At 71.1% G+C, this 20,926-nt stretch carries 29 protein-coding genes; 3 read left to right on the plus strand and 26 right to left on the minus strand.

The features are described 5' to 3' along the window. Window positions 1-11: 11 nt before the first annotated feature. The 3 genes from B5D80_RS28210 to B5D80_RS28220 form a co-directional block, all read right to left on the minus strand. Complete coding sequence (locus tag B5D80_RS28210; RefSeq protein ID WP_088646983.1) at window positions 12-956, minus strand: aldo/keto reductase; 945 nt, start codon at window positions 954-956, stop codon at window positions 12-14. 103 nt (window positions 957-1,059) lie between these two features. Beyond that, window positions 1,060-2,739 carry an ABC-F family ATP-binding cassette domain-containing protein gene (locus B5D80_RS28215; protein WP_088646984.1) on the minus strand — a complete coding sequence of 560 codons (1,680 nt, stop codon included), beginning with the start codon at window positions 2,737-2,739 and terminating at the stop codon, window positions 1,060-1,062. A gap of 41 nt (window positions 2,740-2,780) precedes the next feature. Further along, window positions 2,781-3,386, minus strand: coding sequence for a class I SAM-dependent methyltransferase (locus tag B5D80_RS28220; RefSeq protein ID WP_088647011.1), 606 nt, complete (start codon window positions 3,384-3,386; stop codon window positions 2,781-2,783). 154 nt (window positions 3,387-3,540) lie between these two features. On the opposite strand from B5D80_RS28220, the gene B5D80_RS28225 reads away from it, so the two are divergent. Next, window positions 3,541-4,644 carry a hypothetical protein gene (locus tag B5D80_RS28225; RefSeq protein WP_245855037.1) on the plus strand — a complete coding sequence of 368 codons (1,104 nt, stop codon included), beginning with the start codon at window positions 3,541-3,543 and terminating at the stop codon, window positions 4,642-4,644. A gap of 84 nt (window positions 4,645-4,728) precedes the next feature. Here B5D80_RS28225 and B5D80_RS28230 read toward each other — a convergent pair whose 3' ends face one another. Beyond that, window positions 4,729-5,223: a GyrI-like domain-containing protein gene (locus tag B5D80_RS28230; protein ID WP_088646985.1), complete on the minus strand. Its 495-nt coding sequence runs from the start codon at window positions 5,221-5,223 to the stop codon at window positions 4,729-4,731. Between the two features lie 155 nt (window positions 5,224-5,378). On the opposite strand from B5D80_RS28230, the gene B5D80_RS28235 reads away from it, so the two are divergent. Together B5D80_RS28235 and B5D80_RS28240 are read left to right on the plus strand one after the other, a co-directional pair. Next, a complete protein-coding gene (locus B5D80_RS28235) occupies window positions 5,379-6,167 on the plus strand; it encodes a phytanoyl-CoA dioxygenase family protein (RefSeq protein WP_088646986.1) in 789 nt (262 codons plus the stop codon). 8 nt (window positions 6,168-6,175) lie between these two features. Then, complete coding sequence (locus B5D80_RS28240) at window positions 6,176-6,988, plus strand: TrmH family RNA methyltransferase (protein ID WP_245855038.1); 813 nt, start codon at window positions 6,176-6,178, stop codon at window positions 6,986-6,988. A 7-nt stretch (window positions 6,989-6,995) separates the two neighbouring features. Here B5D80_RS28240 and truA read toward each other — a convergent pair whose 3' ends face one another. From truA to rplN, 22 genes are all read right to left on the minus strand, one after another. Next, entirely contained in the window at window positions 6,996-7,826 is an 831-nt protein-coding gene (truA, locus tag B5D80_RS28245; protein ID WP_088646988.1) for a tRNA pseudouridine(38-40) synthase TruA, read from the minus strand. Window positions 7,827-7,900: 74 nt separating this feature from the next. After that, entirely contained in the window at window positions 7,901-8,464 is a 564-nt protein-coding gene (rplQ, locus tag B5D80_RS28250; RefSeq protein ID WP_088646989.1) for a 50S ribosomal protein L17, read from the minus strand. Window positions 8,465-8,498: 34 nt separating this feature from the next. Next, window positions 8,499-9,521, minus strand: a complete 1,023-nt coding sequence (locus B5D80_RS28255; RefSeq protein WP_007073009.1) for a DNA-directed RNA polymerase subunit alpha — start codon at window positions 9,519-9,521, stop codon at window positions 8,499-8,501. Window positions 9,522-9,617: 96 nt separating this feature from the next. Then, window positions 9,618-10,244 carry a 30S ribosomal protein S4 gene (gene rpsD / locus B5D80_RS28260; RefSeq protein ID WP_067301470.1) on the minus strand — a complete coding sequence of 209 codons (627 nt, stop codon included), beginning with the start codon at window positions 10,242-10,244 and terminating at the stop codon, window positions 9,618-9,620. A 14-nt stretch (window positions 10,245-10,258) separates the two neighbouring features. Next, complete coding sequence (gene rpsK, locus B5D80_RS28265) at window positions 10,259-10,666, minus strand: 30S ribosomal protein S11 (protein ID WP_030329919.1); 408 nt, start codon at window positions 10,664-10,666, stop codon at window positions 10,259-10,261. 69 nt (window positions 10,667-10,735) lie between these two features. Beyond that, window positions 10,736-11,116, minus strand: coding sequence for a 30S ribosomal protein S13 (gene rpsM / locus B5D80_RS28270; protein ID WP_088646990.1), 381 nt, complete (start codon window positions 11,114-11,116; stop codon window positions 10,736-10,738). A gap of 264 nt (window positions 11,117-11,380) precedes the next feature. Then, complete coding sequence (gene rpmJ / locus B5D80_RS28275; protein ID WP_012184307.1) at window positions 11,381-11,494, minus strand: 50S ribosomal protein L36; 114 nt, start codon at window positions 11,492-11,494, stop codon at window positions 11,381-11,383. A 93-nt stretch (window positions 11,495-11,587) separates the two neighbouring features. Next, window positions 11,588-11,809: a translation initiation factor IF-1 gene (infA, locus tag B5D80_RS28280; protein ID WP_007073013.1), complete on the minus strand. Its 222-nt coding sequence runs from the start codon at window positions 11,807-11,809 to the stop codon at window positions 11,588-11,590. Window positions 11,810-12,078: 269 nt separating this feature from the next. After that, window positions 12,079-12,678: a DUF1707 SHOCT-like domain-containing protein gene (locus B5D80_RS28285; protein WP_425437275.1), complete on the minus strand. Its 600-nt coding sequence runs from the start codon at window positions 12,676-12,678 to the stop codon at window positions 12,079-12,081. A gap of 897 nt (window positions 12,679-13,575) precedes the next feature. Next, the gene (map, locus tag B5D80_RS28290; RefSeq protein WP_088646991.1) at window positions 13,576-14,427 is read right to left on the minus strand and encodes a type I methionyl aminopeptidase; all 852 of its coding nucleotides are present in this window, start codon (window positions 14,425-14,427) and stop codon (window positions 13,576-13,578) included. Window positions 14,428-14,522: 95 nt separating this feature from the next. Next, window positions 14,523-15,176 carry an adenylate kinase gene (locus tag B5D80_RS28295; protein WP_088646992.1) on the minus strand — a complete coding sequence of 218 codons (654 nt, stop codon included), beginning with the start codon at window positions 15,174-15,176 and terminating at the stop codon, window positions 14,523-14,525. Continuing rightward, on the minus strand, window positions 15,177-16,505 hold the full coding sequence (gene secY, locus B5D80_RS28300; RefSeq protein ID WP_088646993.1) for a preprotein translocase subunit SecY: 1,329 nt from the start codon (window positions 16,503-16,505) through the stop codon (window positions 15,177-15,179). A 234-nt stretch (window positions 16,506-16,739) separates the two neighbouring features. After that, window positions 16,740-17,183: a 50S ribosomal protein L15 gene (gene rplO / locus B5D80_RS28305; protein ID WP_088646994.1), complete on the minus strand. Its 444-nt coding sequence runs from the start codon at window positions 17,181-17,183 to the stop codon at window positions 16,740-16,742. Continuing rightward, complete coding sequence (rpmD, locus tag B5D80_RS28310) at window positions 17,183-17,365, minus strand: 50S ribosomal protein L30 (protein ID WP_088646995.1); 183 nt, start codon at window positions 17,363-17,365, stop codon at window positions 17,183-17,185. Before rpmD ends, rplO begins: the two co-directional genes overlap by 1 nt. After that, the gene (gene rpsE, locus B5D80_RS28315) at window positions 17,365-17,979 is read right to left on the minus strand and encodes a 30S ribosomal protein S5 (protein WP_088646996.1); all 615 of its coding nucleotides are present in this window, start codon (window positions 17,977-17,979) and stop codon (window positions 17,365-17,367) included. Before rpsE ends, rpmD begins: the two co-directional genes overlap by 1 nt. Window positions 17,980-18,012: 33 nt before the next feature. After that, window positions 18,013-18,402: a 50S ribosomal protein L18 gene (rplR, locus tag B5D80_RS28320; protein ID WP_088646997.1), complete on the minus strand. Its 390-nt coding sequence runs from the start codon at window positions 18,400-18,402 to the stop codon at window positions 18,013-18,015. Continuing rightward, complete coding sequence (rplF, locus tag B5D80_RS28325; protein WP_088646998.1) at window positions 18,399-18,941, minus strand: 50S ribosomal protein L6; 543 nt, start codon at window positions 18,939-18,941, stop codon at window positions 18,399-18,401. Before rplF ends, rplR begins: the two co-directional genes overlap by 4 nt. Before the next feature lie 16 nt (window positions 18,942-18,957). Continuing rightward, window positions 18,958-19,365 (minus strand): 30S ribosomal protein S8, encoded by a 408-nt coding sequence (gene rpsH, locus B5D80_RS28330; protein WP_067301438.1) that lies wholly within the window; start codon window positions 19,363-19,365, stop codon window positions 18,958-18,960. Between the two features lie 96 nt (window positions 19,366-19,461). Next, window positions 19,462-19,647: a type Z 30S ribosomal protein S14 gene (locus B5D80_RS28335; RefSeq protein ID WP_007073023.1), complete on the minus strand. Its 186-nt coding sequence runs from the start codon at window positions 19,645-19,647 to the stop codon at window positions 19,462-19,464. A gap of 1 nt (window position 19,648) precedes the next feature. After that, on the minus strand, window positions 19,649-20,218 hold the full coding sequence (gene rplE, locus B5D80_RS28340) for a 50S ribosomal protein L5 (RefSeq protein WP_067301437.1): 570 nt from the start codon (window positions 20,216-20,218) through the stop codon (window positions 19,649-19,651). Next, on the minus strand, window positions 20,218-20,538 hold the full coding sequence (gene rplX / locus B5D80_RS28345) for a 50S ribosomal protein L24 (protein WP_194821781.1): 321 nt from the start codon (window positions 20,536-20,538) through the stop codon (window positions 20,218-20,220). Before rplX ends, rplE begins: the two co-directional genes overlap by 1 nt. Further along, window positions 20,535-20,903: a 50S ribosomal protein L14 gene (rplN, locus tag B5D80_RS28350; RefSeq protein WP_007073026.1), complete on the minus strand. Its 369-nt coding sequence runs from the start codon at window positions 20,901-20,903 to the stop codon at window positions 20,535-20,537. Before rplN ends, rplX begins: the two co-directional genes overlap by 4 nt. Between the last annotated feature and the right edge of the window lie 23 nt (window positions 20,904-20,926).

Raw genomic sequence — 20,926 nt, forward strand, 5'->3', positions numbered from 1 at the left:
GGCCGGTGTGCTCAGAGCAGGGCGTCCAGCGCGTCGAGGTCGTCGTCGGTGGGCTGCCAACCGCCGGCGGCGGCGTTCGCGCGGACCTGCTCGGCGGTGGTGGCGCCGGCGATGACCGAGGCCACCGCCGGACGGGCGGCCAGCCCGCCGATGGCCACCTGGAGCAGCGTCAGCCCCCGCTGCGCCGCGTACGCCTCCAGCGCCTCGATGGTGTCCCAGCGGGCGGCGGCGAGTCGTTCGGCGTACCGGCCGCCACCGGCGAGGCGACTGCCGGCGGGCGGGGCGCTGTCCCGCCGGTACTTGCCGGTGAGCAGGCCGTTGGCCAGCGGGAAGAACGGCAGCAGCCCCAGGCCGAACCGCTCGCAGGCCGGGACGATCTCGACCTCGGCGTCCCGGTGGAGCAGGTTGTAGTGGTTCTGCGCGCTGATGAACCGGGTCAGCCCCCGGGTCTTCGCCGTCCAGTCGGCGTCGGCGATCTGCCAGCCGGAGAAGTTGGAGTTGCCCAGGTACCGCACCTTGCCGGCGCGGACCAGGTCGTCCAGCGCGGCGAGCGTCTCGTCGACCGGGGTGTCCGGGTCGGGCTCGTGCAGCTGGTACAGGTCGATGTGGTCGGTGCCGAGCCGGCGCAGCGACGCCTCGACGGCCCGCACCACGTACCGCCGGGAGCCGCGTACCCCGAAGTCGCGGCCGTTGCGCCCGCCCATCGACATGCCGAACTTGGTGGCCAGCACCACGTCGTCGCGCCGCCCCTTGAGGGCCTGCCCGAGCAGTTCCTCCGAGCCGCCCGGCGGCTCGCCGTAGATGTCGGCGGTGTCGAAGAAGGTGATCCCGGCGTCGAGCGCGGCGTCGACCACCGCCCGGGTGCCGTCGGTGTCGAGCTTGCGGCCGAAGTTGTTGCAGCCGATGCCGACCACGGACACCACGAGCCCGGAGTCGCCCAGCCGGCGGTAGGTCATCTCAGTCACGAGATCACCCTATGCCGCCCGGAGCGGCCCCGAGCGGCGGCGACCCCGCCCGGTGACCGGGTGTGGTCGTCGCCTCACGGTGAGCGCGGCCGGCTCAGCCCACGTCCCAGACCGGCTCCGGGGTCTCCACCACGTCGCCGTCGCCCCGGAACAGCACGAACCTGTCGAACGAGCGGGTGAACCAGCGGTCGTGGGTGACCGCCACCACCGTCCCGGCGAACGCGGCCATTCCCGCCTCCAACGCCTCCGCCGAGGCCAGGTCGAGGTTGTCGGTCGGCTCGTCGAGCAGCAGCAGGGTGGCCCCGGACAGCTCCAGCAGCAGCACCAGGAACCGGGCCTGTTGGCCGCCGGAGAGGGTGCCGAACCGCTGGTCGCCCTGGCCGGCCAGCTCGTAGCGGCTCAGCGCCGCCATCGCCGCGTGCCGGTCCATCCCGTCCCGGTGCTCGTCACCGCGCCACAGCACCTCGACCAGGGTCTTCGCCATCAGCTCCGGCCGGTCGTGGGTCTGCGAGAAGTGTCCCGGCCGCACCCGGGCGCCCAGCCGGACCACCCCGGCGTGCGCCACCGGGGCCAGCGCGGCGGCCCCGTCCACCGGGCCGTTGGCCGGGTCGGGGTCGGTGCCGCCCCGGGCCAGCAGGCGCAGGAAGTGCGACTTGCCGGTGCCGTTGGCCCCGAGCACCGCCACCCGGTCGCCGTACCACAGTTCCAGGTCGAAGGGGTAGGTCAGGCCGTCCAGCTCGAGCTGCTCGCAGATCACCGCGCGCTTGCCGGTCCGTCCGCCGGCCAGCCGCATCCGGATGTCCTGGTCCTTCGGCGGTACGGGCGGCGGCCCGGCCTCCTCGAACTTGCGCAGCCGGGTCTGCGCCGCCTGGTAGCGGGAGGCGAGCCCGTCGTTGTACGCGGCCTTCTGCTTGTACATCAGCATCAGCTCACGCAGCTTCTGGTGCTCCTCGTCCCAGCGGCGGCGCAGCTCGTCGAGGCGGGCGTGCCGGGCCGTGCGGGCGTCGTGCCAGCTCGCGAAGCCTCCCGGGTGCACCCACGCGCTGCCCCCTTCGACGGCGACCACCCGGTCGGCGGTGTGCGCGAGCAGTTCCCGGTCGTGCGAGACGTACAGCACCGACTTGGCCGACTCGCGCAGCCGCTGCTCCAGCCAGCGTTTGCCGGGCACGTCGAGGAAGTTGTCCGGCTCGTCGAGCAGCAGCACCTCGTCGGGGCCGCGCAGCAGCAGTTCCAGGGCGAAGCGCTTCTGCTGCCCGCCCGACAGGGTGCGCACCGGGCGGTCCCGGGAGGCGTCCCAGGGCAGGTCGAGCACGGTGGTGGTGACGGTGTCGAAGAGCACCTCGGCGTCGTACCCGCCGGCCTCGCCCCAGGCGGCCAGCGCGTCGGCGTACGCCAGTTGGGCCTTGCCGGCGGCGGTGCTGTACTTGCCGCGCAGCTCGGCCTCGCGCATGGCCCGTTCGGTGTCGGCGAGCCGGTGGCCGGCCGCGCGCAGCGCCGGTGGGGCCAGCGACAGGGCCAGGTCGGCCAGCGTCGACTCGTCGCCGATCATGCCGATGAACTGCCGCATCACGCCGAGCCCACCGGATCGGGCAACCGCGCCGGTACGCACCGGCAGGTCACCGGCGACCATCCGCAGCAGCGTCGTCTTGCCGGCGCCGTTCGGCCCGACCAGGGCGACCTTCGCGCCCTCACCGACCCGGAACGACACGTCGGCGAAGAGTTCCCGACCGTCCGGGAGGATGTGCCCGACCGCTGCCACGTCCACGTATCCCACGTCGGCATCCTGCCCGAGGCGTGGGGCCGGGCGACACTCGATTACCTGGTGACCCGCAGCACCCGGTAGCCCCGCTGGCTGGCCTGCCGGACGACGGTGAATCCCTCGTCGCCCAGCCAGCGGTGCAGCGAGTCGCCACCGAGGTGCCGGGCCACCACCAGCCAGCCGACGCCATCGCCGGCGAGCCGGGGCAGCCAGCGGCGCAGCAGGGCGTGCAGTTCGGGCTTGCCGATGTGGATCGGCGGGTTGGACCAGATCTGGGTGAAGGTGACCTCGGCCGGCACCTCGTCCGGGGCGACGGCGTGCACCCGGTCGGCGGCGTCGACGCGGGCGGCGTTCGCGGCGGTCAGCTCGCGGGCCCGGGCGTTGACGTCGACCGCCCACACGGTGGCGGTCGGTGCGAGGTCGGCCAGCACGCAGCTGATCGGCCCGAACCCGCAGCCGATGTCGAGCAGGTGACCGCCGGTGCCGGCGGTCGGCAGCTCGGCCTTGCGCAGCAGTACGGCGGTGCCGGGGTCGAGCCGGGCGGCGGAGAAGACCCCGCTGGCGGAGGCGAGCGTGTAGTCGCGCCCGGCGACGTGGAACTCGACCTCGCGGGGGTGGGCCGGGGCGCTGGGCTCCGGGGTGAAGTAGTGGTCGCCGGTCACCGGGGCATTCTTCCACCGGCCCGTACCGGTCCCGTCGTCGGCGGTCGGTGTGCCCGGCGGCCCGCCGGGGTGGACGGTCCGGGGCATCCGACGCGCCGCGCGGTATTTCCTGATTTTATCCCCTAAAAGGGCAATGAACCCTACTCTGGGCGACATGGTATATCGGTACGAGTCCGCTGAGGACGCGTTTGAGGAGAACCCGCGCCCCGGGGCGGACCTGCCGCTGGTGCAACCCGGACCGACCGCGCCGGCCGGACCCTCCCCGTCCCGTTTCCCGGCACCCTCCCTGCCCCGGACCGCCCGGCCGGTGCCGCCGGAGGCCGATCCCGTCCCGATCCGCTCCGCCGTCCAGGTGCCCGCCCCGACGTCCACGCCGCAGCGGTCCCGGTCCCGCCGCTCCGGTGACGCCCGCGGCGGCCGGCTCTGGCAGATCGCCGTCGGCGGGGCGGCGGTGCTGATGCTGCTCGGCCTCTGCGGCATCGGTGGGGCCCTGCTGCTCATCGACCGCACCGCCACCGACGGCCCGGCGCAGAACGGGGCCGCGCCGACGCCGTCGGCGAGCACCGCCCCGACCGACCAGGCCGCCGCCGGCCCGCTGGACTCCCGGGACGTCGACCGGCAGCCGTTGACCGCCAAGGAGGTCTTCCCCGGCAAGACCCTGGTCGTCGGCGTCGACCGGCACGAGTACCAGGTGCTCAAGACCCAGGCCGGCGCGAACTGCGCCGAGGCCGCCACCGGTGAGATCGCCGACCTGCTGGTCACCCTCGGGTGCAGCCAGGTGGTCCGGGCCACCCTGCGCTCCCCCGACGGCGACCACCTGCTCACCGCCGGCCTGTTCAACCTGACCGACCTGGCCACCGCGCAACGCGTCCGGGACCGGATCAGGCCGCTGCTCGACGACCGGCGCGGCCGGTTCCGGGGCATGCCCGCCGGGGACGACACCGAGTCGGTCGCCACCGCCGCCGCCCGCGTCGCCTGGCAGGTACGCGGCCACTACGTCGCCTACTGCCTGGTCACCCGGGACGACGCCGGTGCCGTCCCGGCCGGTGACCGCGCCGTCCGCGAGATCATCTACGACCTGATCGAGCTGCACCTGGACAAGGGGGTGCTGGACCGTCGCGCGGCCGCCGTCAGCGTGGACCAGCCCACCGCCAGGGCCACCGGCGCCTCGGCCACCCCGTCCGCCGGGACCCGCCGGACGCCCACCGCCTCCCCGCGCGGCGACGACCCGGACACCGACGAACTGCCAGGCGACTGACCGCCGGCGACGCAGGCCCGGCCGGAGCGGCCGGGCCTGCGTCTGAGGAGCCGGCCCGGGACTGGCCGGCGGCGTGCCCGGTCGCTACGCCGGTTCGACGGGCAACCAGAGTTCGCGGGTCGGACTGCCGGGGTCGTCCGTCGGCGCGGACACTGCGACGATCTCCGGGCCCGGCCGCAGCCGCCACGGGTTGAAGGGGAACCACCCGGTCGCGGCGTCGGCCCAGGTCCGCTGCAGCATCTGCGGATGCGGCCCCACGACCCGGATGACCACCCAGCGGCCCGCCGGCACCTCGATCACGTCCAGGTCGGCCGGGACCTGCGTGCTCCGGGACACGGCGACCCCGTGCAGGTAGGTCAACTCGCTGCCCTCGCCGTAGTCCGCGTCGAGGTCGGCGCAGACCGCGAGCAGGCCGGCCGGCTCGGCGTCGCCGAGCGCCTTCAGGCGCAGGTGCTCCTGCGCCGGCAACGCCGCGACGTGCCGCTGGATGTACGGGTTGACGCCCCGGTGGATCAGGGGAACCCGGGTGGCGTGCCCCACGAGCCGGAATGCGGAACGGCCGACGATGCGGGTCTCCATGCGTTCGTTCCCTTCGGCGCTGTGGCGGAACCTGAGCCGTGGTGCCGGGCGACCCGGCCTGTCGTATCGTGGGCCGGCGCGCACGCGGCACACCCGACAGAAGCGGAGCGGGAAGTGTCGGGCGACCGGACCCGGTGCCGTCCCACGATGGGCGCATGGACGACACGACACTGGTATCCCGGTTCCTTCACGACGGTTTCGTGAAGCTGGCGGGCGCCGTCGCGCCGCGCGTGGCCGCGGACTGCGCGCGGCTGCTGTGGCGGGAGACCGGCTGCGACCCGGACGACCCGGCCACCTGGACGCAGCCCGTGCACTGGGTGCCCGGCATGGCGCAGGGGCCGTTCGCGGCCGCACCCAACTCCCCGTTCCTCCACCACGCCTACGACCTGCTCGTCGGCGCGGGACGCTGGGAGCCGCGCTACTCACTCGGCACCTTCCCGTTGCGCTTCCCGCACCCCGACGAGCCGGACGACGCGGGCTGGCACATCGAGGGCAGCTACCTGCCGGAGGGCGCGAACTGGTACTTCACGAACGTCCGCTCCCGGGGTCGGGCCCTGCTGATGCTGTTCCTGTTCAGCGAGGTCGGAGACGAGGACGCGCCGACCCGGATCAGGGTCGGCTCCCACCTCGACGTGCCGAAGGTGCTCGAGAAGTACGGACAGGACGGGGCGAGCGGGCTCGACCTCGCGCCCGACCTGGTGGCGGCGTCGGACCACCGGCCGGTCGCCCTGGCCACCGGATCCCCGGGTGACGTCTTCCTCTGCCACCCGTTCCTGGTGCACGCGGCGCAGCCGCACCACGGGACGCGACCGCGGTTCATGGCCCAGCCGCCGCTGATGCCGGCGGCACCGTACGAACTGGAACGGCCCGACGGTGCGTACTCGCCCGTGGAGATCGCGATCCGCCGGGGGCTCGGGCACGATCCTGAGCGGGAACACCGGTGAGGGGGCGGGTGAGTGGCCGCAACGCGCGGTTCCAGCAGTGGGAGGCCCTACTGCGCAACCGGACCAAGCGGCAGCGTCGCGGCGAGTTCCTCGTGCAGGGCGTACGCCCGATCGCGATGTCCATCGAACACGGCTGGCAGGTCCGGGAGCTGCTCTACGCCGCCGACGCCCAGCTCTCCGGCTGGGCCCGCACGGCCCTGGACACCGTCCCGGCCGAGCGGTACGCCGTCTCCCCCGACCTGATGCACGAGTTGGGCGGCAAGGCGGACACGGTGCCGGAACTGCTGGCCGTGGTCGCCCTACCGGAGGACGACCTGCGCCGCATCCCGACCGGACCGACCATGCTCGCCGTCGTGTTCGACAGGCCCACCAGCCCCGGCAACATCGGGACCCTCGTCCGGTCCGCGGACGCCTTCGGCGCGTCCGGCGTCATCGTCACCGGCCATGCCGCCGACGTGTACGACCCGAAGGCGGTACGGGCGAGCACCGGCTCGCTGTTCGCGCTGCCCGTGGTCCGGGTGCCCGCGCACCAGGCGGTGCTGTCCTGGGTCGCCGACGTGCGGGCCGACGGTGTCCACATCGGCATCGCGGGCGCCGACGAGCGCGCCGCACTGGATGTCGCCGGGTACGACTTCACGCAACCCACGCTGACCCTGATCGGCAACGAGACCACCGGTCTGAGCGCCGGCTGGCGGGACGCCTGCGACCAGCTCGTCCGGGTTCCGATGTCCGGCGCAGCCAGTTCCCTGAACGCGGCGGCCGCCGCGACCGTGGTGCTCTACGAGTCGGCCCGCCAGCGCAGCGCCGCCGCCCGGCGGTAGCACCGGGTCAGGACTCCACCGGCAGCCGCAACCGGCGGGTCCGGTCGGCGCGGTCGGCGTACTCGGCCGGGTCGGCCGGATAGCCGACGGCCACCAGGGTCAACCCGTGCGCCGGCGCGACCGTCACCTCGCTGGAGCGTTCCCGCCTGACGAGCAGCCCGGCCGGCCACCCGACGGGACGTCGACCGTCCCCGGCGGTCAGCATCGCCCCCACCAGGCTGCGCACCATCGCCTGGCAGAACGCGTCGGCCTGCACGGTGGCGACCAGGATGCCGTCCGGGTCCCGCCGCCAGTCCAGCCGGGTCACCTCGCGCACCGTCGTGGCGTTCTCCTTGCGCCGGCAGTACGCGGCGAAGTCGTGCTCCCCGACCAGGCCGGCCGCCGCGACGTTCAGGGCGGCCGGGTCCAACGCCCGGGGCCAGGCGAGGGTGTCCCGCCGCCGCAGCGGCTCGGCACCCCACGGGGCGTCGGTCACCCGATACTCGTACCGGCGGAAGGTCGCCGAGAACCGGGCGTCGAAGTCGGCGGGCACCTCCGTCATCGCCCGGACCCGTACGTCACCGGGGAGCAGCCGGGCCAGCCGGCGCAGCAGCCGCTCCCGGTGTTCCGCCCAGACGGTGGCGGGCAGGTCGAGGTGGCAGACCTGCCCGGTGGCGTGCACCCCGGCGTCGGTGCGCCCGGCCACGGTCAGGCCGGTCACGGTGCCCGCCCCGAGCACCAGGTCCAGCGTCGCGACCAGCACCCCGGCCACCGTGCGCCGGGTCGGCTGGGCGGCCCAGCCGGAGAAGTCGGTGCCGTCGTACGCGACGTCCAGCCGCAGCCGGGTCCGCTCGTCCACCTCGTACCTCCCGTTCACGACGTCGGGCCCGGCACCCCAGGAAGGGATGCCGGGCCCGACGGTGCTGCCGTTGCTCAGGCCTTGTTCTCGGTGGCCTCGGTGGCCTCGTCGCTGTCCTCGCGGGCGGCGGCGGTGTCACCGGACGCCGAGACCGGCGCCTCGGAGTCCTGGTCGGCCGGGGCCGCCGGGGTCTCCTCGGCCGGGGCGAGCGCCTCGACCTTGTCCTGCTGGGCGGCCTTGCGGGCGGCGGTCTTCTTGTTCGCCTTCGGCTCGGCGACCTGAAGCTCCTCCACCAGCTCGATGATCGCCATCGGAGCGGCGTCACCCTTGCGCGGGCCGGTCTTCACGATCCGGGTGTAGCCACCGTTGCGGTTGGCGTACCGGGGCGCGATCTGGTCGAACAGGGAGTAGACCACGTCCTTGTCCTTGACGACGCCCAGCACCCGACGCCGCGAGGCGAGGTCGCCCCGCTTGGCCTTGGTGATGAGCTGCTCGGCCAGCGGACGCAGCCGCCGGGCCTTCGTCTCGGTGGTCTGGATCTTGCCGTGCTGGAACAGCGCGGTGGCCAGGTTGGCCAGCATCAGCCGCTCGTGCGCGGGGCTGCCGCCGAGGCGGGGGCCCTTGGTGGGCGTGGGCATGCTTGGTGCTCCTCAGGTGTGGCGGCAGCGCGGACTAGAGCTGCTCGGTCTCGCGATAGTCGTCGGTGTCGTAGTCGGCCTCGCCGAAGGCGTCCACGACGTGTGCCGGGTCGAAGTTCGGGGCCGAGTCCTTCAGCCCCAGACCCATCCCGGCGAGCTTCATCTTGACCTCGTCGATCGACTTCTGACCGAAGTTGCGGATGTCGAGGAGGTCGGCCTCGGTACGCCCGATCAGCTCACCAACGGAGTTGATGCCCTCGCGCTTGAGGCAGTTGTAGGAGCGGACGGTGAGGTCCAACTCCTCGATCGGCAGGGCGAGGTCGGCCGCCAGCTGGGCGTCCTGCGGGGACGGCCCGATGTCGATGCCCTCGGCGGTCTCGTCCAGCTCCCGGGCCAGCCCGAACAGCTCCACCAGCGTCGAACCGGCGGAGGCCAGCGCGGTACGCGGGCCCATCGACGGCTTGGTCTCGACGTCGATGATCAGCCGGTCGAAGTCGGTCCGCTGCTCGACACGGGTCGCCTCGACGCGGTACGTCACCTTCAGCACCGGCGAGTAGATCGAGTCGACCGGGATCCGGCCGATCTCGGCGCCGGCCTGCTTGTTCTGCGCCGCCGTCACGTAGCCGCGACCCCGCTCGACGGTCAGCTCCATGTCGAGCCGGCCCTTGCCGTTGAGGGTGGCGAGCTTGAGGTCGGGGTTGTGCACCGAGACACCGGCCGGGGGCTGGATGTCGCCGGCGGTCACGTCGCCCGGCCCCTGCTTGCGCAGGTACATGCTGACCGGCTCGTCGTGCTCGGAGCTGACGCAGAGCTCCTTGATGTTCATGACGAGCTCGACCACGTCCTCCTTGACCCCGGGGATCGTGGTGAACTCGTGCAGCACACCGTCGATCTTGATCGAGGTGACCGCGGCACCCGGGATGGACGACAGCAGCGTACGCCGCAGCGAGTTGCCCAGGGTGTAGCCGAAGCCGGGCTCCAGCGGCTCGATGGTGAACCGGGAGCGGGTCTCGTTGATCGACTCTTCGGAGAGAGACGGTCGCTGGCTGATGAGCATTTCTTCTCTTCTCTTCCGGGACGCCCGCTATATGACGTCCACGACACAAACTGTTCCGGTGGCCCGCCCCGCAGGACGGGCCACCGCAACGAGCCCTTACTTGGAGTAGAGCTCGACGATCAGCTGCTCCTGGACCTGGGTGTCGATCACCTGGCGGGCCGGGAGCGAGTGCACCAGAACCTTCATCTGGCTCGGGATCGCCTCCAGCCACGCCGGAACGGTCTTCGAGCCGGCCTGGGCCTGCGCCACGATGAACGGGGTGAGCTCCTTGCTCTTGCCCCGGACCTCGATGATGTCGTGCTCCTTGACGCGGTACGACGGGATGTCGACCTTCTTGCCGTTCACGGTGAAGTGACCGTGCTTGACAAGCTGGCGGGCCATGTCCCGGGAGTGCGCGTACCCGGCCCGGTAGACCACGTTGTCGAGCCGCGACTCGAGGATCTGCAGGAGGACCTCACCGGTCTTGGCCTGCTTGGCCACGGCCTCCTCGTAGTACCCGCGGAACTGCTTCTCCAGCACGCCGTACACGCGGCGGGCCTTCTGCTTCTCGCGGAGCTGGAGCAGGTACTCCGTCTCCTTCGTGCGGCCACGGCCGTGCTGTCCGGGCGGGAACGGCCGGGACTCGAACGGGCACTTCGGGCCATCGCACTTGCTGCCCTTGAGGAACAGCTTCATCTTCTCCCGCCGGCAACGGCGGCAGTCAGCACCGGTGTAACGAGCCATCTCTCTCTAACCTCTCAGACCCGGCGACGCTTCGGCGGACGGCACCCGTTGTGCGGCTGCGGGGTGACGTCGGCGATCTGGCCGACCTCCAGCCCGACGGCCTGCAGCGAGCGGATGGCGGTTTCCCGGCCGGAGCCGGGGCCCTTGACGAACACGTCGACCTTGCGCATGCCGTGCTCCATCGCCCGACGCGCGGCGGCCTCGGCGGCCAGCTGCGCGGCGAACGGGGTCGACTTGCGGGAGCCCTTGAAGCCCACCTGGCCGGCGGAGGCCCAGGAGATGACCGCACCGGTCGGGTCCGTGATGGACACGATGGTGTTGTTGAACGTGCTCTTGATGTGCGCCTGCCCGTGGGCGACGTTCTTGCGTTCCTTGCGCCGGACCTTCTTGACTGCGGCTCCGGCACGAGCCTTCGGTGGCATAAGTCTTCTGCGCTCCTGTATGGGTTCTCGATCGGCTGCTGGCTCTTGGCCTGGGCGCCGGCGTGGGAATTACTTCTTGCCGGGCTTCTTCTTGCCGGCCACGGTCCGCTTCGGGCCCTTGCGGGTGCGGGCGTTGGTCCGCGTCCGCTGGCCACGCACGGGCAGGCCCCGGCGGTGCCGGATGCCGGCGTAGCAGCCGATCTCGACCTTGCGGCGGATGTCGGCGGCGACCTCGCGGCGCAGGTCGCCTTCAACCTTGTAGTTCGCCTCGATGTGGTCGCGGAGCTGGACCAGCTCCTCGTCCGTGAGGTCCCGAGCGCGCTTGTCCGGCGAGATGCCGGTAGCGGCGAGCGTCTCCTGGGCACGGGTGCGACCGACCCCGAAGATGTAGGTGAGCGCGATCTCCATCCGCTTCTCGCGGGGGAGATCCACGCCGACTAGACGTGCCATGTGCGGGCGTACTCCTCGTGATGTGTGGCGGAGGTGTGGACCCGTCCCACCCCGCTACCGACCTGTTCCGGTTCCGGCGCGTCATGCGCCGGCGACCGGACGGCCGCTGCCCGAGCGGGCCCCGGCCTCCGACCGGGGGTTGGCCACGAGAAGGTACGCGTACGTACGTTCCGCGGCTGGGACGAGCTGGTGACGTGTTGTCGTCGGATCTGCGCGACCCGGACCGGTCCGCCGCCCCCCGTTCGCACGGAGGGCGGGCTCGGATCAGCCCTGGCGCTGCTTGTGGCGCGGGTCGGTGCAGATCACCATGACCCGGCCGTGCCGGCGGATAACCCGGCACTTGTTGCAGATCCTCTTGACGCTCGGCTTGACCTTCACGGTTGCCTTACTTCCCATCCGGCCCGGTGACGCGGTGACCGCGACTCCGGACGTCGAAGACGGACACGGGGACTTCCCGGCCGCCGTCAGGCTTTACTTGTAGCGGTAGACGATGCGCCCGCGGGTCAGGTCGTACGGCGAGAGTTCGACGACGACCCGGTCCTCCGGCAGGATGCGGATGTAGTGCTGCCGCATCTTGCCGCTGATGTGAGCCAGCACCTTGTGGCCGTTCGCGAGTTCCACCCGGAACATGGCGTTCGGCAGAGGCTCGATGACCCGACCCTCGATCTCGATGGCTCCGTCTTTTTTCGGCATGTACTCCGCTGTCCTGACGTCGGTTGTTCCGGACGACCCACAACGTCTTACACGGGCCTTCCGACGATCGTCGGGGACCCGCGCCAGCCGCGGCTCCGGGCTCCCACCGAAGCGCGTGGTGGGCATGCCGGAGTGGACGCTGTGCGCCGATCTGAAAGTGTACGCCCGCCCACTGGTGGTCGCCAAACCGGCCACCGGTGGTGTCACCCACCCGGACGAAACTGGGCACCCTCCCACGCAACGCCCAACTGTCGGCGGTCGTTCCGACGCTACTTCCGGCGCTTGCGCCGCCGCGTGTCGCGCGCCGCCCGCCGGCGGTCCCGCCGGGCGGGAGCGCCACCGGCGAACCCGCCCGTGGTACGCAGGAGCAGCAGAACCCCCCAGGGGCCGAGCGCCCATACCGGCCAGTAGAACAGCAGTTCCCGGCTGCCGGCCGAGGAGATCGCCCAGATCACGGTGAGCAGGGCCGCCACCCGCAGCCAGGGCATCCACACCTCGACCGGCCACCGGCCGGAGCCGGCATCCACGGGCACCGGCTCGCCCACCACGGTGCCCCCGGTCACCGGCGGCTCAGGCGTCACCTCCCGGTCGGGCACCGACGCCCCGGAACCGGGCACCGGCGGAGCCTGCGGGCCGAGCGGGGCCAGCGCGGAGCGCTGCGCGGACGCCGGTGCCGGCAGATCGGCCAGGACCGTGTCCAGTTCCGCGTACGTCTTCGCCCCGTACGCCTGTTGCAGGCGCTCGTCGTACTCGTGCAGGTCCAGCCGGCCCTCTTCCAGGGCGACCCGGAGACGTTCCGCAGTCGCCTCCCGGTCGGCATCCGCCGCCCGCATCCGTTCCCGCCCCTGCATGCCGGCCCGCCCCTCCATCCCGGCAAGCATGACACCACGGGTCCACCGCCGCCGAACCCGCAACCGCCAACCGGGCCACGGGGCGACTGCCGGACCGGGGGTCACACCGCCACCGTCACCGCTGCCCGACGCTGACCCCGGCTGACCCGGCCGACGACGCTGGCCCGGCTGGGCTGGCCTGGCGGGGCTGGGCTGGCGGGGCTGGCCTGGCGGACGCTGGCCCGGCTGGCCTCGCCCGGCTGGCGCAACGGCACCGATACCGGCCGACCAGCCCGGCCCGCGGCTACCGGGACGGATGCGCCCGGTAACAGCCCCCAAGGGGTCGCCGGGCCGCTTCGGCTCTTTCCACGAAGGGCCACCCGACTCCTCTCACCGGTGACCGCCCCTCCCCCACCGCATCCGTCCTCGGGTCCTTTCGACCTGATGACATCAGCGACTCACGTTCCTCTCCCCGTCCCCGGGTGAGCTTCCCGCCTGTACCACGCGTCGCTCTCCCCCGCCGACGGTTGGGGGCACGTCCGCTCCCCGGCCGGCCGGCGGTTGAGTCGTCAACGTCATCAGCTCGGAAGGACCCGGGGTGGTCTACTGCCGCCGGCCCGCCGGGGAAAACGGCCACGGCGTGAACCACCGGGACCAGCACGCCTGAGGCCGCACCACTGGGACACACACCGCCGGACACCCTCCATCCGGACACCGCCCGCCCGGACACCGCACCGCCCCAGACACCCCCCAACCGGACACCGCCCGCCCGGGAACCACCCCGGCCGGGACACGCCTCGACCGGGCCGGCGACGACGGGAGACACGGGCGAGGCGGACACCGGCCGGCAGGGGCCGGAGCCGTGGTTCAGGAGGCCTCGTGCGGGAGTAGCCGTAGGGCAGGGAGCCGTAGGTCGGGGAGCCGTGGTGACGACGGTCAGGTGGCCGGGGAGTCGACCGGCTGCCGGGCGGTCACCAGGTCACCGAGCCGCGCCCGCCCGCCGTCGAACGCGGTCAGCACCCAGACCCCGTCCTCCAGCAGCGCCATCGAGTGCTCGACGTGCACCGCCATCGACCGGTCCCGGGTGACCACCGTCCACCCGTCGGACAACTCGACGGTACGCGGGGAGCCCATCGTGATCATCGGCTCGATCGCCAGCGCCATGCCCGGCACCAGGCGTGGCCCCTTGCCGGGGCGGCCGTGGTTGAGCACGTGCGGGTCCTGGTGCATCTCGGTGCCGATGCCGTGGCCGCCGTAGCCGTCGACGATGCCGTACCGGCCGCCCCGGCGGACGGCGGTCTCGACGGCGTGCGAGATGTCGGTGAGCCGGCCACGGCCGTTCGCGGCACCCCGCGCGGCGGCGGCGATCCCGGCCCACATCGCGTCCTCGGCGACCGAGGCCATCTTCAGCAGCGCCGGGTCGACCTCGCCCACCCCGACGGTGACCGCCGCGTCGCCGTGCCAGCCGTCCAGCACCGCGCCGCAGTCGATCGAGATCAGGTCGCCCTCCCTGAGCACCTGGTCGGCGGCGGGGATCGCGTGCACCACCTGCTCGTTGACCGACGAGCAGATCGAGGCGGGGAAGCCGTGGTAGCCCTTGAAGGACGGGATCGCGCCCGCCTCGCGGATGGTCGCCTCGGCGATGGCGTCGAGGTCGGCCGTACTCACCCCGGGGGCGACCGCCGCGCTCATCCGGCGCAGGGCCTCGGCGACCACCAGGCCGGCGGCCCGCATCTTCTGGATCTGGTCAGGGGTCTTCAGCTGGATGTCCAGCTGGGCACGGCGCATGGAGCGGTCACCTTTCGTTGCCTTGCACAGCGAAACAGCGGGGCACGTCGCGTACCCCGCTGTTCGCACTCTATCCGCCGGGCCCCGGCGGGAGGTCAGCCGCCGTACGAGCGCAGCGCGTCGATCGCGCGGACGGTGACGTCCTCCACCGGGCCGGTGGCGTCGATCCCGACCAGCTTGTTCTGCGCGCCGTAGTAGTCGACAAGCGGCGCGGTCTTGTCGGCGTACTCGCGGAGGCGGGCCGCGATGGTCTCCGGCTTGTCGTCGTCGCGCTGGAACAGCTCGGCGCCGCACCTGTCGCAGACACCCTCCCGGCTGGGGGCGTCGAACTCGACGTGCCAGATCTTGCCGCAGCCCCGGCAGGTGCGCCGACCGGAGAGCCGCCGGATCACCTCGTCGTCGTCGACGACCAGCTCCAGCACCAGATCCAGCGCGGTGCCCAGGTCGGCGAGGAGCTTGTCCAGCGCGGCGGCCTGCGGCGTGGTGCGCGGGAAACCGTCGAGCAGGAAGCCCTCGGAGGCGTCCGGCTCGGCGAGCCGGTCCCGGACCATGTTGATGGTCACCTCGTCCGGGACCAGCTTGCCCGCGTCCATGTACCGCTTCGCCTCGACTCCCAGCGGCGTCCCCTGGGAGACGTTGGCCCGGAAGATGTCACCGGTCGAGATCTTCGGCACCGAGAGGTGTGCGGCGATGAACTCCGCCTGTGTGCCCTTGCCCGCGCCCGGCGGGCCAACCAGAACGAGTCGCATCTACCGCAGGAACCCTTCGTAGTTCCGCTGCATGAGTTGGCTCTCGATCTGCTTCACGGTCTCGAGACCGACGCCGACCATGATGAGCACAGCGGTGCCGCCGAACGGGAAGTTCTGGAACTGCTGGCTGTTCAGCCAGATGAAGAAGAAGTTCGGCAGGACCGCCACGATACCCAGGTAGAGCGCGCCCGGCAGGGTGATCCGGCTGAGGATGAAGTCGAGGTAGTCGGCGGTCGGCTTGCCGGGGCGGATGCCCGGCACGAAGCCGCCGTACTTCTTCATGTTGTCCGCGACCTCGGTCGGGTTGAACGTGATCGACACGTAGAAGTACGTGAAGAAGATGATCAACAGGAAGTAGATCACGATGTGCAGCGGCGCGTCGGCCTGCACGATGTTGTTCTGGATCCAGGCCTGGGTCTTGCCCGGGTCGTTCTGGTCGAAGAACTGGAGCGCGAGCTGCGGCAGGTAGAGCAGCGACGAGGCGAAGATGACCGGGATGACACCGGCCTGGTTCACCTTCAGCGGGATGTAGGTGGAGGTGCCGCCGTACATCCGCCGGCCGATCATGCGCTTGGCGTACTGCACCGGGATGCGGCGCTGCGCCTGCTCGATGAAGCAGACCGCGGTGATGACCACCAGGACCAGCGCGAGCACCAGGGCGAACTTGCCCCAGCCCTCGTTGGTCTTGATCTTCCAGCCTTCGCTGGGGAGCCGGGCCGCGATCGAGGTGAAGATCAGGACGGACATGCCGTTGCCGACGCCCCGGTCGGTGATCAGCTCACCGAGCCACATCACCATGCCGGTGCCGGCGGTCATCGTCATGACCAGGATGCTCAGGGTCAGCCAGTCCGGGATACCGGTGCCCTCGGGCACGATCGGGAACTGGTCGCAGCGGTTCTGGAACAGCTGGCCGGAACGGGCCAGCGCCACGAACGCCGACGACTGGAGGATGCCCAGGCCGAGGGTCAGGTAGCGGGTGTACTGGGTGATCTTCGCCTGGCCGGCCTGGCCCTCCTTGCGGAGCTGCTCCAGCCGGGGGATGACCACTGTCAGCAGCTGCAGGATGATCGACGCGGTGATGTAGGGCATGATGCCCAGCGCGAAGACCGAGAGCTGCAGCAGCGCGCCGCCGGAGAACAGGTCGAGCAGGTTGAGCACGCCCGTGTTCTGGCCCTGCAGACTGTCGAGACACTTCTGCACGTTGCCGTACGAGACGCCGGGGCTGGGCAGAGTGGCGCCGAGCCGGTAGACCGCGATGATGCCTACTGTGAACAGCAGCTTCTTGCGCAGGTCAGGCGTACGGAACGCACTGAGAAAGGCGGACAGCAACTTCTTCCTCCTGCGCGCGGGCCGCCCGGTGGTGGTCCCTGGCGGGTGGGGTGGGTGCCGGGCGAGTGCCCGATATCCATGGCTGGGAAGGGACTCTAACAGCCCGATCCCGCTCCGGGCAGGTGTGCCCGGCTACATAAACCGAATCCGATGTTACCCGGCGCACACGCTCCGGGTAGACCAGGGCGCCCGCCCAGTCACGAAGAACTGAGCGGGCGCCATGGTCTGCCTGACCTACAGCTCGGTGACCGAGCCGCCGGCAGCGGTGATCTTCTCCTTGGCCGACGCGCTGAACGCCTGCGCCGACACCTGGAGGGTCACCCCGCCGAGGTCGCCGGTGCCGAGGATCTTGACCGGGTGGCCCTTGCGGACCGCGCCGGCCTCGACCAGCTCCAGCGGGCCGACCTGGCCGCCGTTGGGGAACAGTTCGGCCAGCCGGTCCAGGTTGACCACCTGGAAGACGACCTTGAACTTGTTCTTGAAGCCCTTCATCTTCGGCAGGCGCATGTGGATGGGCATCTGCCCACCCTCGAACGCCGCCGAGATGTTCTTGCGGGCCTTGGAGCCCTTGGTGCCGCGACCGGCGGTCTTGCCCTTGGAGCCCTCACCGCGACCCACGCGGGTCTTCGCGGTCTTGGCGCCCGGGGCCGGACGCAGATGGTGAACCTTGATCGTCATTACTCGACCTCCTCGACCTTCACGAGGTGGCTGACCGTGAAGATCATGCCCCGAATCTCGGGACGGTCCTCCTTGACCACCACGTCATTGATCCGCTTCAGGCCGAGCGAACGCAGCGAGTGCCGCTGGTTCTGCTTCCTCCCGATCTCGGACCGGATCTGGGTGACCTTCAGGCGTGCCATCAGGACGCCACCCCCGCCCGCGACGCCAGCATGGCGGCCGGCGCGACGTCCTCGACCGGCAGGCCACGACGGGCCGCGACGGCCTCCGGGGACTCGAGCCCCTTCAGCGCCGCCACCGTGGCGTGCACGATGTTGATCGGGTTGGACGAGCCGAGGCTCTTGGAGAGCACGTCGTGGATGCCCGCGCACTCCAGCACGGCACGCACCGGGCCACCGGCGATGACGCCCGTACCGGCGGACGCCGGCTTGAGCAGCACCACACCGGCCGCGGCCTCACCCTGGATCGGGTGCGGGATCGACTGGCCGATCCGCGGCACCTTGAAGAAGTGCTTCTTGGCCTCCTCGACGCCCTTGGCGATCGCCGCGGGCACCTCCTTGGCCTTTCCGTAGCCCACGCCGACCGTGCCGTCGCCGTCGCCCACGATCACCAGGGCGGTGAAGCTGAAGCGACGACCACCCTTCACGACCTTGGCGACGCGGTTGATCGCGACGACCCGCTCGAGGTGCGGGGTCTTCTCGACGGGCGCGTTTCCGCGGCCGCCCTCACGGCGGTTGTCGCGGCGACCACCCTCGTTGCCACCGGACCCGCCGCCACGGCGCTGTTGACCTGGCATCAGCAGCCTTCCTTATCTCTCGTGACGGGGTTTCTAGAACTCGAGCCCGGCTTCGCGGGCGGCGTCGGCAAGCGCGGCTACCCGCCCCGCGTACCGGTTGCCGCCGCGGTCGAAGACGACCTTGGACACACCGGCGGCCTTGGCCCGCTCGGCGAGCAGGCTGCCGACCTTGCCGGCCAGGGCGCTCTTGTCGCCCTCCGCACCGCGCAGCGACGCGTCCAGGGTCGAGGCCGACGCCAGGGTGTGACCCTTGGTGTCGTCGACGATCTGGGCGACGATGTGCCGCAGCGAGCGGGTGACCACCAGGCGGGGACGCTCGGCGGTGCCGCTGACGTTCTTGCGGACCCGGAAGTGTCGACGCGCACGGCCGACGGCGCGCTTGGCGGCGACGCCGCGGCGGCGCTTGAGCAGCGTGGCGCTCACTTCTTACCTGCCTTTCCGGCCTTGCGGCGGATGACCTCGCCCTGGTACTTGACACCCTTGCCCTTGTAGGGCTCCGGCGGGCGGATCTTCCGGATGTTGGCGGCGACCTCACCGACCTGCTGCTTGTCGATGCCGGCCACGTGGAACAGCGTCGGCCGCTCCACCGTGAAGGTGATGCCGTCCGGCGCCTGCACCAGGACCGGGTGCGAGAACCCGAGCGCGAACTCCAGGTCCTTGCCCTTGGCGGTGACCCGGTAACCGGTGCCGGCGATCTCCAGGCTCTTGCGGTAGCCCTCGGTCACCCCGACGATCATGTTGGCGACCAGGGTACGGCTCAGGCCGTGCAGCTCCTTGGCCTTGCGCTCGTCGTTCGGCCGGTTGACGTGCAGCTGGCCGTCCTCGCTCCGCTCCGCGGAGATCGGCTCGGCGAGCGTGTGGGTCAGCTCGCCCTTGGGGCCCTTGACCTTGACGGTCTGGCCCTCGATCGTGATGTCGACGCCGGAAGGCACCGGGATCGACTTACGTCCAATACGCGACATTTCTACCTGTCTCCCGTTACCAGACGAAGGCGAGGACTTCCCCGCCAACGCTCCGCTTGCGGGCCTGCCGGTCGGTGAGCAGCCCCTGGGACGTCGAAATGATCGCCACGCCCAGCCCGCCGAGCACCCGCGGGAGCCCGTCCGACTTGGCGTACACCCGGAGACCGGGCTTGGACACGCGCTTGATGCCGGCCAGGCTCCGCTCCCGGTTCTGGCCGTACTTCAGCTCGACGACCAGTCGCTTGCCGACGGCGCCCTCCTCGGGCTCCTCGACCAACCAGGTGGCGATGTAACCCTCGGCCTTGAGGACCTCGGCGATGTTCGCCTTGATCTTCGAGTAGGGCATCGTCACCCGGTCGTGGTACGCCTGGTTGGCGTTCCGCAGACGCGTGAGCATGTCTGCGATCGGGTCGGTCATCGTCATGAAATTCGTCAACCTTTCTCGCCGGGGTTCCCCGGGCACGGCCCGGGGCCTACGGCGAAGAGACAGTTCAGCTGACGCGCGGAGCGCGCCGGGCTATTACCAGGAAGCCTTGGACACGCCGGGCAGCTCACCGCGGTGGGCCATCTCCCGGATGCACACCCGGCAGAGGCCGAACTTGCGGTAGACCGCCTTCGGACGCCCGCACCGCTGGCAGCGGGTGTACGCGCGAACCGAGAACTTCGGCTTCGCGGCGGCCTTGAGGATCAGCGCCTTCTTGGCCATCTCAGTTCTCCTTGAACGGGAAGCCCAGGAGCTTGAGCAGCGCCCGGCCCTCGTCGTCGGTCGTGGCGGTCGTGACCACCGTGATGTCCATGCCCCGCTGGCGATCGATCCTGTCCTGGTCGATCTCGTGGAACACCGACTGCTCGGTCAGGCCGAACGTGTAGTTGCCGTGCCCGTCGAGCTTGCGTCCGTCCAGGCCGCGGAAGTCACGGATACGCGGCAGCGCGATCGACAGCAGCCGGTCCAGGAACTCCCACATCCGGTCGCCGCGCAGGGTCACCTTCGCGCCGATCGGCATGCCCTCACGCAGCTTGAACTGCGCGATGGACTTGGTGGCCCGGCGCACCTGCGGCTTCTGGCCGGTGATCGTGGCCAGGTCGCGGACGGCGCCGTCGATCAGCTTGGCGTCGCGGGCGGCCTCGCCCACGCCCATGTTGACGACGATCTTGACCAGCCGCGGCACCTGCATGGGGTTGCCGTAGCTGTGCTGCTCCTGCAGCTTGGCCACGATCTCGTTGCGGTACCGCTCCTTGAGGCGCGGCAGGGTCTTGGTTTCGGTAGCCGTGGTCATCACAGGTCCTTACCGGTGCTACGCGCGATGCGGACCTTCTGGCCGTTGTCGTCGAACCGGTAGCCGACCCGGGTCGGGTTCCCGTCGGAGTCCAGGACCTGCACGTTCGAGACGTGGATCGGGGCTTCCTGGGTGACGATGCCACCGGTCTTGGCGCCGCGCTGGGTGGTGCTGACTCGGGTGTGCTTCTTGACCCGGTTCACGCCTTCGACGAGGACCTTGTCCTGCCGCGGGTAGGCCGCGATGACCTTGCCCTTGGCGCCCTTGTCCTTGCCGGCGATGACGATGACCGTGTCGCCCTTCTTGACCTTCACGGTCACAACACCTCCGGCGCGAGGGAAATGATCTTCATGAACCGCTTGTCCCGCAGCTCGCGGCCCACCGGGCCGAAGATACGGGTGCCGCGCGGGTCCCCGCCGTCCTTGATGATGACGGCGGCGTTCTCGTCGAAACGGATGTACGAGCCGTCCGGCCGCCGCTTCTCCTTGGCGGTGCGGACGACGACGGCCTTGACGACGTCGCCCTTCTTGACACCGGCGCCCGGGATCGCGTCCTTGACGGTGGCCACGATGACGTCGCCGATGCTCGCGTAGCGCCGACCGGAGCCACCGAGAACCCGGATGCACAGGATCTCCCGGGCACCCGTGTTGTCGGCGACGCGCAGTCGCGACTCCTGCTGAATCACGTCTATCTCCTATGTCTGCCGGT

Source organism: Micromonospora wenchangensis, from assembly GCF_002210435.1.
GTDB lineage: Bacteria > Actinomycetota > Actinomycetes > Mycobacteriales > Micromonosporaceae > Micromonospora > Micromonospora wenchangensis.